The 13,208-nt window shown below is 71.7% G+C and carries 11 protein-coding genes; 1 reads left to right on the forward strand and 10 read right to left on the reverse strand.

From position 1 onward, the window contains the following. Positions 1-50 precede the first annotated feature (50 nt). On the reverse strand, positions 51-875 hold the full coding sequence (locus tag ACF1ED_RS11960; RefSeq protein WP_391759222.1) for a TraR/DksA family transcriptional regulator: 825 nt from the start codon (positions 873-875) through the stop codon (positions 51-53). Positions 876-1,432: 557 nt separating this feature from the next. On the opposite strand from ACF1ED_RS11960, the gene ileS reads away from it, so the two are divergent. Further along, positions 1,433-4,576: an isoleucine--tRNA ligase gene (ileS, locus tag ACF1ED_RS11965; protein ID WP_391759224.1), complete on the forward strand. Its 3,144-nt coding sequence runs from the start codon at positions 1,433-1,435 to the stop codon at positions 4,574-4,576. Positions 4,577-4,742: 166 nt separating this feature from the next. Here the strand turns inward: ileS and ACF1ED_RS11970 are convergent, their stop codons facing one another. The 9 genes from ACF1ED_RS11970 to ftsW all read right to left on the reverse strand — a co-directional run bounded on the left by ACF1ED_RS11970 (position 4,743) and on the right by ftsW (position 13,204). After that, a complete protein-coding gene (locus tag ACF1ED_RS11970; RefSeq protein ID WP_391759226.1) occupies positions 4,743-5,813 on the reverse strand; it encodes a DivIVA domain-containing protein in 1,071 nt (356 codons plus the stop codon). A gap of 55 nt (positions 5,814-5,868) precedes the next feature. Continuing rightward, positions 5,869-6,159 (reverse strand): YggT family protein, encoded by a 291-nt coding sequence (locus ACF1ED_RS11975; RefSeq protein WP_391759228.1) that lies wholly within the window; start codon positions 6,157-6,159, stop codon positions 5,869-5,871. A gap of 81 nt (positions 6,160-6,240) precedes the next feature. Then, positions 6,241-6,861 (reverse strand): cell division protein SepF, encoded by a 621-nt coding sequence (locus tag ACF1ED_RS11980; RefSeq protein ID WP_030748389.1) that lies wholly within the window; start codon positions 6,859-6,861, stop codon positions 6,241-6,243. A 122-nt stretch (positions 6,862-6,983) separates the two neighbouring features. Beyond that, positions 6,984-7,703 carry a YggS family pyridoxal phosphate-dependent enzyme gene (locus tag ACF1ED_RS11985; RefSeq protein WP_391759230.1) on the reverse strand — a complete coding sequence of 240 codons (720 nt, stop codon included), beginning with the start codon at positions 7,701-7,703 and terminating at the stop codon, positions 6,984-6,986. Continuing rightward, a complete protein-coding gene (gene pgeF, locus ACF1ED_RS11990; protein WP_391759232.1) occupies positions 7,700-8,443 on the reverse strand; it encodes a peptidoglycan editing factor PgeF in 744 nt (247 codons plus the stop codon). Before pgeF ends, ACF1ED_RS11985 begins: the two co-directional genes overlap by 4 nt. Next, positions 8,440-9,654 carry a cell division protein FtsZ gene (gene ftsZ, locus ACF1ED_RS11995; RefSeq protein WP_391759234.1) on the reverse strand — a complete coding sequence of 405 codons (1,215 nt, stop codon included), beginning with the start codon at positions 9,652-9,654 and terminating at the stop codon, positions 8,440-8,442. The genes pgeF and ftsZ overlap by 4 nt, the downstream gene beginning before the upstream one ends. 279 nt (positions 9,655-9,933) lie before the next feature. Further along, entirely contained in the window at positions 9,934-10,737 is an 804-nt protein-coding gene (locus tag ACF1ED_RS12000; RefSeq protein WP_391759236.1) for a cell division protein FtsQ/DivIB, read from the reverse strand. A gap of 25 nt (positions 10,738-10,762) precedes the next feature. Further along, on the reverse strand, positions 10,763-11,857 hold the full coding sequence (gene murG / locus ACF1ED_RS12005; protein WP_391759238.1) for an undecaprenyldiphospho-muramoylpentapeptide beta-N-acetylglucosaminyltransferase: 1,095 nt from the start codon (positions 11,855-11,857) through the stop codon (positions 10,763-10,765). Between the two features lie 6 nt (positions 11,858-11,863). Beyond that, positions 11,864-13,204 (reverse strand): putative lipid II flippase FtsW, encoded by a 1,341-nt coding sequence (ftsW, locus tag ACF1ED_RS12010; protein ID WP_391759240.1) that lies wholly within the window; start codon positions 13,202-13,204, stop codon positions 11,864-11,866. Positions 13,205-13,208 lie beyond the last annotated feature (4 nt).

Raw genomic sequence — 13,208 nt, forward strand, 5'->3', positions numbered from 1 at the left:
CCACCGGTCCGCGCACGTCGGGACGGGCGGCACGGGCCGGCGGGCGGCGGCTAGCCGCGCCGCTCCTGCTTCTGCTTGTCCTCCACGCAGAGGGTGGCGCGCGGGAAGGCCTGCATCCTGGCCTTGCCGATGGGCTTGCCGCAGACCTCGCAGAGGCCGTACGTGCCCGCGTCGAGCCGCTCCAGGGCGTGCTCGGTCTGCTCCAGCATCTCCCGCGCGTTGGCCGCCAGGGCCAGCTCGTGCTCGCGGGTGATGTTCTTGGTGCCGGTGTCGGCCTCGTCGTGGCCGGCGCCGTCGCCCGAGTCCCGCATCAGGCCGGTCAGCTCCTCCTGGGAGTGGGCCAGCTCGCTGCGCAGCCGCAGCACCTCGGCCTGGAGCTCGCTGCGGGCCTCGGCGACCTCGTCCGGCGTCCACGGGTCCTCGCCGGGCCGCACCGCGAGCTCCCCGGTACGCGCGGGGGGCACGGCCGCCTCGTCCCCGGCGGTCGTGACGCCACCCGCGCTCTTCTTCGCTGCCACCGTCCTGGCTCCTGTCTGCTTCTTCGCGGCGGCCTTCCGGCCGACGGCCTTCTTCACGGACTTCACGGGCTTCCCCGCGGACTCCTCCGCGGTCTTCCGCGCGGCCGGCTTCCTCCCGGCCGGTTCCTTCGCGGCCGCCTTCTTCGCCGCCGCCTTCTTCGCGGGGCGCTTCGCGGCCTTCGGGGCGGCCGCCTCCTCCGCCACGGACACGGACGCGCGGGACGGGGCCGCCGTCCGCTTCGCCGGCTTCTTCCCGGCCGCGCCCTCCGGGGCCCCGGGTCCGCCCGGGGAACCGGCCGAGCCGAGGTCCCCGGCGGCGGCCGGGGACTGCTTCGCGGCGGTCTTCTTCGCCACCATGTCGCGGCCCCTTCACATTTTGTGATCTTGCTCGCGCATCGTGCTGGGACGATAAATCGGCCCAAGGCCGCTAGCAACGGGGCACGCCGCCCGTTTCGCCCGCCCCACGGCCCCCGGGGCGGACCCGTGGGAACAGGTGCCCAACTCCCCGCCGGGTTATCCGCCCCGCCGCTCCCCCGCACGGCCCCGCGAAGTCCGCGCCGCCCGTGTGGCCATTCGGGTCACCCGGAATCCGGTCGGCCCGGCGCCCCCGCGCCCCGTACACTGGCCTCAGCGAGAGGCGTCGATGGGGCCAGTAGCGTCGTACGCAGCCATGAGCGATCCGGGGACGGTGAGAGCCCGGGGGCGAGCCCGATGCGAAGCATCACCCCGGAGCTGCCGGAAGAAAGCCGCGTGGACACGCACCACGAAGCGCGGTGACTAGAACCGGTGTCGCGACCCCAATGAGGGGGCTACGGACGACCACGCCCGGAGCCAAGGAGGGTGGTACCGCGGGAGCGCAGCTCTCGTCCCTCCGACGGAAGCAGGAATCGTCCGTCCGGAGGAGAGTCCACCGCATGACACCGCCCCAGTACCGCCAGGTGCCCGCCCAGGTCGACCTGCCCTCGCTCGAGCGCGCCGTGCTCGACTTCTGGCAGGAGAACAAGGTCTTCGCCAAGACCCTGGAGCAGTCCGAGGGACGCCCCGAGTGGGTCTTCTACGAGGGCCCGCCGACCGCCAACGGCATGCCCGGCGCCCACCACATCGAGGCCCGCGTCTTCAAGGACGTCTTCCCGCGCTTCCGCACCATGCGCGGCTACCACGTGGCCCGCAAGGCCGGCTGGGACTGCCACGGCCTCCCGGTCGAGCTCGCCGTCGAGAAGGAGCTCGGCTTCTCCGGCAAGAAGGACATCGAGGAGTACGGCATCGCGGAGTTCAACGCGAAGTGCCGCGAGTCGGTGACCCGCCACACCGACGCCTTCGCCGAGCTCACCACCCGCATGGGCTACTGGGTCGACCTCGACGACGCCTACCGCACCATGGACCCCTCGTACATCGAGTCGGTCTGGTGGTCGCTCAAGCAGATCTTCGACAAGGGCCTGCTCGTCCAGGACCACCGCGTCGCCCCCTGGTGCCCCCGCTGCGGCACCGGCCTCTCCGACCACGAGCTGGCCCAGGGCTACGAGACCGTCGTCGACCCCTCGGTCTTCGTCCGCTTCCCGCTGACCTCCGGCCCGCTCGCCGGCAAGGCCGCCCTCCTCGTCTGGACGACGACCCCGTGGACCCTGGTGTCCAACACCGCCGTCGCCGCCCACCCCGAGGTCACCTACGTCGTCGCCACCGACGGCGACGAGCGCCTGGTCGTCGCCGAGCCGCTGCTCGACAAGGCCCTCGGCGAGGGCTGGGTCACCACCGGCGAGTCCTTCACCGGCGCCGAGATGGAGCGCTGGACCTACCGGCGCCCCTTCGAGCTGATCCCCTTCGACGCCCCGGCCCACTACGTGGTCAACGCCGAGTACGTCACCACCGAGGACGGCACCGGCCTCGTCCACCAGTCCCCCGCCTTCGGCGAGGACGACCTCAAGGTCTGCAAGGCGTACGGCCTGCCGGTCGTGAACCCGGTCCGCCCCGACGGCACCTTCGAGGAGGCCGTGCCGCTGGTCGGCGGCGTCTTCTTCAAGAAGGCCGACGAGGCGCTCACCGCCGACCTCGACGCCCGCGGCCTGCTGTACCGGCACATCCCGTACGAGCACAGCTACCCGCACTGCTGGCGCTGCCACACGGCCCTGCTCTACTACGCGCAGCCGTCCTGGTACATCCGCACCACCGCCGTCAAGGACCGCCTGCTCGAGGAGAACGAGAACACCAACTGGTTCCCGGACTCGGTCAAGCACGGCCGCTTCGGCGACTGGCTGAACAACAACATCGACTGGGCGCTCTCCCGCAACCGCTACTGGGGCACCCCGCTGCCGATCTGGCGCTGCGAGGAGGGCCACCTCACCTGCGTCGGCTCCCGCGCCGAGCTCACCGAGCTGACCGGCACCGACCAGTCGGCCCTCGACCCGCACCGCCCGTACATCGACGACGTGACCTTCACGTGCCCGGCCGAGGGCTGCTCCCTCGAAGCCGTCCGCGTCCCCGAGGTCATCGACGCCTGGTACGACTCGGGCTCCATGCCGTTCGCGCAGTACGGCTACCCGTACCAGAACAAGGAGCTGTTCGAGAGCCGCTACCCGGCGCAGTTCATCTCCGAGGCCATCGACCAGACGCGCGGCTGGTTCTACACGCTGATGGCCGTCGGCACCCTCGTCTTCGACAAGTCCTCGTACGAGAACGTGGTCTGCCTCGGCCACATCCTCGCCGAGGACGGCCGCAAGATGTCCAAGCACCTCGGCAACATCCTCCAGCCGATCCCGCTCATGGACCAGCACGGCGCCGACGCCGTCCGCTGGTTCATGGCGGCCGGCGGCTCGCCCTGGGCGGCCCGCCGCGTCGGCCACGGCACCATCCAGGAGGTCGTCCGCAAGACCCTCCTCACGTACTGGAACACGGTCGCCTTCCAGGCCCTGTACGCCCGTACGTCCGGCTGGGCGCCGTCCGCCGCCGACCCGGCCCCGGCCGACCGCTCCGTCCTCGACAAGTGGCTGCTCTCCGAGCTGAACACCCTCGTCGCCGAGGCCACCGAGGCGATGGAGGCGTACGACACCCAGCGCACCGGCAAGCTCCTGTCGGCCTTCGTCGACGACCTCTCCAACTGGTACGTGCGCCGCTCCCGCCGCCGCTTCTGGCAGGGCGACAAGGCGGCCCTGCGGACCCTGCACGAGGTCGTCGAGACCGTCACCCGCCTGATGGCCCCGCTGACCCCCTTCATCACCGAGCGGGTCTGGCAGGACCTGGTCGTCCCGGTCTCCCCGGACGCCCCCGAGTCGGTCCACCTCGCCACCTGGCCGGAGGCCGACGCCGCCCTCGTCGACGGCACCCTCTCCGAGCAGATGGTCCTCGTCCGCCGGCTCGTCGAGCTCGGCCGCGCGACGCGCGCCGAGTCCGGCGTGAAGACCCGCCAGCCGCTCTCCCGCGCGCTGGTGGCGGCGACCGGCTTCACGGCGCTCTCCCCGGAGCTCCAGGCCCAGATCACGGAGGAGCTGAACGTCTCCTCCCTGGCCTCCCTCTCCGAGGTCGGCGGCAGCCTGGTCGACACCACCGCCAAGGCGAACTTCCGGGCGCTCGGCAAGCGCTTCGGCAAGGGCGTCCAGGACGTGGCGAAGGCCGTCGCCGCGGCCGACGCGGCGGCGCTGGCGCTGGCGCTGCGGGACGGCGGGGCGAGCCTGGAGGTGAACGGCGAGACGATCACCGTCACCCCCGAGGAGATCATCATCACCGAGACCCCCCGCGAGGGCTGGTCGGTCGCCTCCGACTCCGGCGCGACGGTCGCTCTGGACCTGGAGATCACCCCGGAGCTCCGGCGCGCGGGCCTCGCCCGTGACGCGATCCGCCTGATCCAGGAGGCCCGCAAGAACAGCGGCCTGGACGTCGCCGACCGCATCGCGCTGCGCTGGGCCACGACGTCGGAGGAGACCGCGGAGGCCCTGACGGTCCACGCGGACCTGATCGCGGACGAGGTCCTGTCGACGGACTACGCCCAGGGCGAGCCGTCCGACGGCTACGGCCCCGCCTTCGAGGACGAGCCCCTGGCGCTCACCTTCCACCTGCGCAAGGCCTGAGACCCCACGGGAAGGGCCCCGCACTCCGAGGGAGTGCGGGGCCCTTCCCGTGTGCCCGCGCGGAGCGCGGAGGGGCGCGGACACGGCGAAGGGCCGGTCCCCGGAGTACGGGGCCGGCCCTTCGGCTGCCGACGGCTACGTGCTCAGCGCACGCTCAGGCGCCGCCTCAGTTGTCGTCCTCGTCGATCAGGAAACCGCGCATCGGCGCCGGCGCCTGCTGCATCGGCTGCGGCGCCTGCGGGCGGACCGGAGCCATCGGCTGGGTCATCGCCGGCGACATCTGCTGCTGGCCGCCGTAGGACGGAGCGGCACCCATGGACGGACCGCCGCCCATCGGGCCGTTGCCGCCGTAGGACGGCGCACCCGCACCGGCGGACGCCATGGACGGGGCCGGCGGCAGCGAGGCCGTCGCCGGGGTCCGCGGCGGAGCCAGCGAGTCGTCCGCCTGGGTCTCCAGCTGACGCAGCTGGGACTCCAGGTAGGACTTCAGGCGGGTCCGGTACTCGCGCTCGAAGCCGCGCAGGTCCTCGACCTTGCGCTCCAGCGTGGCGCGGGCGGACTCGAGGGAGCCCATCGCGACGCGGTGCTTCTCCTGCGCGTCCCGCTCCAGCGCGTCCGCCTTGGCGCGGGCGTCCCGCTCCAGGCCCTCGGCGCGCGAGCGCGCCTCGCCGACGATCTTGTTGGCCTCGGAACGCGCCTCGGCGATCGCCTGGTCGGCGGTCTGCTGGGCCAGCGAGAGGACACGGGCCGCGCTGTCGCCACCGGGCTGCTGGGGCGGCTGCGGCTGCATCTGCTGCTGCTGCGGGTGGCCCATGGGGCCGCCCTGCATCGGGCCGGGACCCATCGGACCGCCCTGCATCGGGCCCGGACCCATGGGTCCGCCCTGCATGGGGCCGGCGGGAAGCTGAGGAGCGCCGGAAGGCAGCTGCGGCGGGCCCATCTGCTGCTGCTGCTGGACCGGCGGACCGGATATGGCGGCGGGCACGGGGGCGCCGGGACCGACGGGACGGTTGTCCTGCGGCTCCGGGGGCTTGCGCATGGCCTGCTGCTGGTTCTGCGCGGCCGCGCGGGTCGCCGCGGCCAGCTTGGCGCGCAGGTCCTCGTTCTCGCGGAGCAGGCGGGTCAGCTCGGCCTCGACCTCGTCGAGGAAGGCATCGACCTCGTCCTCGTCATAGCCTTCTCGGAGGCGGACGGTCGTGAACTGCTTGTTCCGCACGTCCTCGGGGGTCAGCGGCATCTCTTCTTCACCTCTACGTAGTCGTCGGCAGTCGGCAGGACCGTATCGTCCATCCTCACCTCGCGAGCGAGTTCACGACGTTGATGAGGATGTAGACGATGATCATCAGAACGAAGAAGGACAGGTCGAGTGCCACGCCCCCGAGACGCAACGGCGGGATGAGCCGCCGCAGAAGCTTGAGCGGTGGATCGGTGACAGTGTAGGTGGCCTCCAGAACGACCACCATCGCCTTGCCGGGCTGCCACGAACGGGCGAACTGGAAGACGTAGTCCATGACCAGCCGGAAGATCAGGAAGACGAGGAAGCACATCAGCGCGATGTAGACCACCTGTAGTGCGACGCCCATCCCGCGGTTCCCTCTCCCCTGGCTCTCGTTTTCTCAGCTTGCTCCGGCCGCCCTCGCGGCCGGTCCGTCCGGTCTCGGTTCTCAGCTCTGGTTGAAGAATCCGCCCTCTGCGATACGGGCCTTGTCCTCCGCCGTGACATCGACGTTAGCAGGCGACAACAGGAACACCTTCTGCGTCACGCGCTCAATGCTGCCATGGAGCCCGAAGACGAGTCCGGCGGCAAAGTCGACAAGTCGCTTCGCGTCCGTGTCGTCCATCTCCGTGAGGTTCATGATCACCGGGGTGCCCTCACGGAAGTGTTCCCCGATGGTACGGGCTTCGTTGTAGGTCCGGGGGTGGAGCGTGGTGATGCGGTAGGGCTCCCGCTCGGACACGACCTTGGGCATGATCACCGGTGCGTTCTTCTCCAGGCTCGGGCGTTCGGGTGTGATGGATGCCACGGGGGCAATTCGGGCCGGACGACCGCTTTCGGCGAGTACCGGGGCAGAGTGGGCGACCGGTTCCCGGGGGGCCGGAGGGGCCACCACGCGCACCGGCTCCTCGCGCTCGATCTGGCGGGGCGGGGTGTGACGCCGCTCCCTCTCGGGCTCCGGCTCCAGCTCGGGCTCGAAGTCGTCGTCGGGGTCGAAGCCCCGGCCGTCGTACCCATCGTCCTCCACGAGACCGAGGTAGACCGCCATCTTGCGCATCGCGCCGGCCATGCTCCGATTCCTCCGCTCTGTGGTGGATCGGCCTCGTCACCAAGTGCCCGCGATCCACGCGGTCACCCCGCCGTTCGCGGAATGACCATATTTTCTGCTGTGGTCCGACCTGCTTCGCGACGTTACCCGAGCTTCGGACGGACTCCGAGTACCGCCGTACCGACGCGTACGTGTGTCGCCCCGGCGGCGACGGCGTCCTCGAGATCCGCACTCATTCCCGCTGAGACCATGTTCGCAGCCGGACGTGTCGCGCGCAGGGCAGTCGACAAATCCATCAGCCGGTCGAAGGCGGCGCGTTGCCTGCCCGCGTACTCGCCGACGAGCGGGGCGACCGTCATCAGGCCGCCGAGCCGCAGCCCGGGGGCCTCGTCGAGGGCGGCGGCCAACTCCTCGACCCCGTCCGGCGACACGCCGCCGCGGTCGCCGCGTCCGCCGGACTCGGCGTCGAGGGCGACCTGGATCAGGCAGCCGAGCTCGCGTCCGGCCCTCTCCGCGGCCGCGGAGAGGGAGGAGACGAGCTTGAGCCGGTCGACGGACTGCACCACATCGGCATAACCCACCACGGATCTGACCTTGTTGGTCTGCAACTGACCGACGAAGTGCCAGGTGAGATCGAGGTCGGCGCAGGCGGCCGCCTTGGGCGCGGCGTCCTGGTCCCGGTTCTCCGCCACGTTCCGCACCCCGAGTCCGTGCAGGATCCGCACGTCGCTCGCGGGGTAGGTCTTGGTGACGACGATCAGGGTCACCTCCTCGCGGGGGCGCCCGGCGGCGGCGCAGGCGGCGGCGATCCGCTCCTCCACCCGCGCCAGGTTCTCCGCGAGTTCGGCCGTACGGTCCGTCATGCCTCTTCCCTGCCCAACCAGACATATCCCGCGAGTCGCCCCGTGGTGCGGTCGCGTCGGTACGAGTAGTGATCGCCGGACTCCAGGGTGCAGACCCCGGCGTCCTCGACGTCGGTGACCCCGAGCCGCGCCAGCTGGGCCCGGACGCCGGCGGCGACGTCGACGGCGGGGGTGCCCCAGGAGGTCTCGGCGTGGGCGGCGGGTTCGACGGCGGCGACCTCGGCGCGCATCGCCTCGGGGACCTCGTAACAGCGTCCGCAGACGGCGGGGCCGGTGCGGGCGGTGATCCGCGCGGGCTCGGCGCCCAGTTCCGTCATCGCCGCGACCGCCGCGGGGACGACCCCCGCGATCATGCCGGGGCGTCCGGCGTGGGCGGCGGCGGCGACCCCGGCGACCGGGTCGGCGAGGAGGACGGGGACGCAGTCCGCGGTGAGGACCGCGAGGCCGAGGCCGCGACGGGTGGTGACGATCGCGTCGACGGCGGGGACGGCCCCGCCGTTCTCCCAGGGGCCGTCGACCACGGCGACGCCGGCGCCGTGGACCTGGTTCATCCAGACGACCAGTGCGGGGTCGAGCCCCAGCTCGGCGGCGGCGCGGGCCCGGTTGGCCCGGACGGCCTCCGGGTCGTCGCCGACGGCGCCGCCGAGGTTGAGCTCCTCGTACGGAACGGCGCTCACCCCGCCCCACCTGTCGGTGAAGGCGAAGTGCGCGCCGTTCGTGGTGAGGCGGTGCCCTATCACTTCAGGAAGTCCGGGACGTCCAGCTCCTCGGCGGGGCTGTCCGCGTACGGACGGGCCGGCGGGACCACCGGCGGGACGGGCGGCAGCGGGGCCTCGTTGACGACCGGGGCCGGCTCGGCCTGGACGGCGGGGGGCTCCTCGCGGGGGGTCACCGTGCCGAGGCCGCCGAGCGGACGGGGGGTCTCGGCGACGCGGGGGGCCGGGGCCGGCTCCTCGCGCTTGGCGGAGACCGAGCCGATGATGTTGTCCCGGCGGGCCGGCGGCTGGCCGCCGTCGAAGCCGGCCGCGATGACGGTGACCCGGACCTCGTCGCCGAGGGCGTCGTCGATGACGGCGCCGAAGATGATGTTGGCCTCCGGGTGGGCGGCCTCGCTGACCAGCTGGGCGGCCTCGTTGATCTCGAAGAGACCGAGGTCGCTGCCGCCGGAGATGGAGAGCAGCACACCGCGGGCGCCGTCGATGGACGCCTCCAGGAGCGGCGAGGAGATCGCCATCTCGGCGGCGGCCACCGCGCGGTCGTCGCCGCGGGCGGAGCCGATGCCCATGAGGGCCGAGCCGGCCTCGGACATGACCGACTTGACGTCGGCGAAGTCGAGGTTGATCAGACCCGGGGTGGTGATGAGGTCGGTGATGCCCTGGACGCCGGAGAGCAGGACCTGGTCGGCCGACTTGAAGGCGTCGAGGACCGAGACCTGGCGGTCCGAGATGGACAGCAGCCGGTCGTTCGGGATGACGATGAGGGTGTCGACCTCTTCGCGGAGCTCGGCGATGCCGTCCTCCGCCTGGTTGGCGCGACGACGGCCCTCGAAGGTGAAGGGGCGGGTGACCACGCCGATGGTCAGGGCGCCGAGCGAGCGGGCGATGTTGGCGACGACGGGCGCGCCGCCGGTGCCGGTGCCGCCGCCCTCGCCGGCGGTGACGAAGACCATGTCGGCCCCCTTGAGGACCTCCTCGATCTCCTCACGGTGGTCCTCGGCCGCCTTGCGGCCGACGGCGGGGTTGGCCCCGGCCCCGAGGCCGCGGGTCAGTTCACGGCCGACGTCGAGCTTGACGTCGGCGTCGCTCATCAACAGTGCCTGTGCGTCGGTGTTGATGGCGATGAACTCGACGCCCTTGAGACCGACCTCGATCATTCGGTTGATGGCATTGACACCACCGCCGCCGACACCGATGACCTTGATGACTGCGAGGTAGTTCTGCGGTGCTGCCACGTCGAAGGCCTCTCGCCTCGAGTTACGTGTCGTCATTGCGCGGTGGTTGGCGCGCCGCGACGACGGATGCCGATGGGGTGGTCCGTTGCGCCGACCCCAACCCTAACGTTGAAGTTTAGGGTTACCAGTGTCCCTGTCCGCTGGACTCTTCCGAACAGGACACTAAGTCGACACGTGGCGCGTGTTCAACGAACACGCCGAACCTCCCGTTTTTCTTTTCACCCTATGTGATCACCCGTAGCGCTGGCCAACCAGGGTGCTGGCCAGCGCGGATGCGCGTCAACTCCCGGAGGAGGCGGGCGCGCTGGGGGCACTTACATCGAAGTGCCCCGCTTTGGGGGTCGCCTTCATGAGGGCGGTGAGCACCCGGGCCTTCGTGGGCCCGTGTTCGGCACTGCCCCAGAACACGGTGCGATCCCGGGTCAGCTCCAGAGTGACGGAGTCGTACGAGGAGAGGCGTACGACACGAGTGTCCTTCGCGATCGCGTCCGGGAGTTCACTCCGTACGCGCACCGCCTCGGCCAGCAGGCGGTCCGCGTCGAACCGGCGCAGGCTGGGCGAAGCGGCCGCGTCGAGGACGAGCCGGGGCACTCCGCGGGGCGGAGTGGTGACGGTCGCGAACGGGACGGCGGTGGAATCGACTTCGGTGAAGGATCCGCGTTTCTCCAGAAGGAGCACGGGTTTCCTTTCGGTCACTTTCAGACCGATTTCGTGCGGCCAGGACCGGAATACCTCGACCGAGGCGATCCGGGGCAGTTCCTCCCGGAGGCGGGCCTCGATCGCGTCGACGTCGACGGTGGCCAGCGGGGCGCCGACGGGGACGGCGGCGACGGCCTCGACCCGGGCCGGGGTGAGCACCGCCGTGCCCGAAGTCTTCACACGTTCCACACGGAACCAGGTCGAGCCGTAGAGGGCCCAGGCCGTGCCGCCGGCGAGCAGGAGCGCACCGGCGGCGAGCAGGGCGAGCTTCAGGCCGGCCGGGCGGAAGCGCCCGCCCGGCCCCTCCGGACCGGACCGCCGGTCCGACGACCCCTTCGGCCTCTCGGTGCCGCTCTTCTCCGCGGTCGTCGGTCCGGCTGCCACGCGCGCCCCTTCCCTCGGTCCCCCGCTACGCCTGCCGGCGGGCGGCGATCGCCTCGTACACCATGCCGACGAGCAGGTCGTCGGCGTCCCGGCGGCCGAACTCGGAGGCGGCGCGGGACATCTCGTACAACCGGTGCGGATCGGCCAGTACGGGCAGGACGTTGGCCTGCACCCACTGCGGCGACAGCTCCGCGTCGTCGACGAGGAGTCCGCCGCCGGCCTTGACCACCGGCTGCGCGTTGAGCCGCTGTTCGCCGTTGCCGATGGGCAGCGGGACGTAGGCGGCGGGCAGTCCGACGGCGGAGAGCTCGGCGACGGTCATGGCGCCGGCGCGGCAGAGCATCATGTCGGCCGCGGCGTACGCGAGATCCATCCGGTCCACGTACGGTACCGGTACGTACGGCGGCATTCCGGGCATGTTGTCGACGCGCGGCACCTCGTTCTTCGGGCCGACCGCGTGCAGGATCTGGATGCCGGAGCGCTGGAGCACCGGAGCGACCTGCTGGACGACCTCGTTGAGCCTGCGGGCGCCCTGCGAGCCGCCGGAGACCAGCAGCGTCGGCAGGTTGGGGTCGAGGCCGAAGGCGGCGCGCGCCTCGGGCCGGACCCGGGCCCGGTCGAGGGTCGCGATGGTGTGCCGCAGCGGGATGCCGATGTAACGGGCGTTCCGCAGCTTGGAGTCCGGGGTGGAGACGCCGACGGCGGCCGCGTACCGGGAGCCGATCTTGTTGGCCAGGCCGGGCCGGGCGTTGGCCTCGTGGACGACGATCGGCACGCCGAGCCGCTTGGCGGCCAGATAGCCGGGGAGCGCCACGTAACCGCCGAAGCCGACGACGACGTCCGCCCTGGTGCGCTCCAGGATCTGCTCGGCGGCCTTGATGGTGCCGCGCAGGCGTCCGGGGACGGTGATCAGCTCCGGGGTGGGCTTGCGGGGCAGCGGTACGGCCGGGATGAGCGCCAACTCGTAGCCCCGCTCGGGCACGAGCCGGGTCTCCAGGCCCTTCTCCGTGCCCAGCGCCGTGATGCCCACGCTCGGGTCCTGCCTGCGCAGGGCGTCCGCGAGGGCGAGCGCCGGCTCGATGTGACCGGCGGTCCCCCCGCCGGCGAGTACGACATGCACCGAAATTCACCGCTCTCCGGACGGGCGCTTCTTGACGCGCCGTCGCATCGACTTCCATCTCACCCCGGCCCGCTTGCCCCAGCCGGGGCGGCGCAGGGCCAGGGCCGCTTTCGCGGCGGGTTCCTGTCGCGCGAAGGCGATCAGGAGCCCGACGGCGAACATGGTCGGCAGCAGGGCCGACCCCCCGTACGAGAACAGCGGGAGCGGGACGCCGGCGATCGGCAGCAGACCGAGCACCGCACCGATGTTGACCACGGCCTGGGCCGTGATCCAGGTGGTCACGCCTCCCGCGGCGAATCGAACGAAGGGGTCCTCCGTGCGTCCGGCCACGCGGATACCCGCATAGCCTAGGGCCGCGAACAGGGCGAGCACCGACAGCGTCCCCGCGAGGCCCAGTTCCTCACCGGCGACCGCGAAGATGAAATCGGTGTGCGCTTCGGGCAGTTGGCCCCATTTTTCCACACTCGCACCGAGCCCGGAACCGAACCATCCGCCCGATGCCAGAGCATAGATTCCGTGCGCGGCCTGGAGGCACGGGGCCCCCTCGCCACCCGGATCGGTGGCGCCGATGCACTGGAAGCGGTCCATCCGGTGCGGGCTGGTCTTGATGAGCAGCACGCCGAGGGCGCCGGCCACCGCGAGCACCCCGACGAAGAGCCGGGTGGGGGCGCCGGCCGTCCACAGCAGGCCGAAGAGGATCGCGGTGAGGATGATCGCGGTGCCCATGTCGCCGCCGAGCATGATCAGTCCGAGCAGCATGAAGGCCCCCGGCACCAGCGGCACGAGCATGTGCTTCCACTGCGTGAGCAACTTCATGTCCTGCTTGCGGGCGAGCAGGTCGGCGCCCCACAGGATCAGGCCAAGCTTGCCGAACTCGCTGGGCTGGAGCATGAACGGGCCGCCCAGCGAGATCCAGTTCTGGTTGCCCCCGACGGAATGCCCTATCCCCGGGATCTGGACGAGCACCATGAGGAAGACCGCCCCGGCCAGGATCGGGTAGGCGAGCGCCCGGTGGAGCTTCACCGGCATCCGGGAGGCGAGGAGCAGCAGCCCGGTGCCCAGGAGGGCGGCGAAGAACTGCTTGCGGAAGAAGTAGGACGGCACGAGCTCGTAGCGGAGCGCGGTGATCATCGAGGCCGAGTAGACCATCACCAGGCCGAGCGTGGTGATGAGCAGCCCCGCTCCGATGATCACGTAGTACGCCGTGAGGGGCCGGTCCCAGGCCCGCCGCACGCGCGCGGGGAGCCCGCGCACGCCTCCGCCGCGCGCCGCACGCGGGGCCGCGGGAGCCCGCCCTCCGCCCGGTCGGGCGGAGGGCCGGCGCGTCCCGACGATCTTGCTCGGCATGGTC

The sequence above is a fragment of the Streptomyces sp. NPDC014656 genome, from assembly GCF_043084305.1.
In the GTDB taxonomy this organism is placed as follows: domain Bacteria; phylum Actinomycetota; class Actinomycetes; order Streptomycetales; family Streptomycetaceae; genus Streptomyces.

Bases quoted from the DNA above. Each gene is read 5' to 3' on its own strand.
- ACF1ED_RS11960 (WP_391759222.1), bottom strand. From the start codon at position 875: ATGGTGGCGAAGAAGACCGCCGCGAAGCAGTCCCCGGCCGCCGCCGGG.
- ileS (WP_391759224.1), top strand. From the start codon at position 1,433: ATGACACCGCCCCAGTACCGCCAGGTGCCCGCCCAGGTCGACCTGCCC.
- ACF1ED_RS11970 (WP_391759226.1), bottom strand. From the start codon at position 5,813: ATGCCGCTGACCCCCGAGGACGTGCGGAACAAGCAGTTCACGACCGTC.
- ACF1ED_RS11975 (WP_391759228.1), bottom strand. From the start codon at position 6,159: ATGGGCGTCGCACTACAGGTGGTCTACATCGCGCTGATGTGCTTCCTC.
- ACF1ED_RS11980 (WP_030748389.1), bottom strand. From the start codon at position 6,861: ATGGCCGGCGCGATGCGCAAGATGGCGGTCTACCTCGGTCTCGTGGAG.
- ACF1ED_RS11985 (WP_391759230.1), bottom strand. From the start codon at position 7,703: ATGACGGACCGTACGGCCGAACTCGCGGAGAACCTGGCGCGGGTGGAG.
- ftsW (WP_391759240.1), bottom strand. From the start codon at position 13,204: ATGCCGAGCAAGATCGTCGGGACGCGCCGGCCCTCCGCCCGACCGGGC.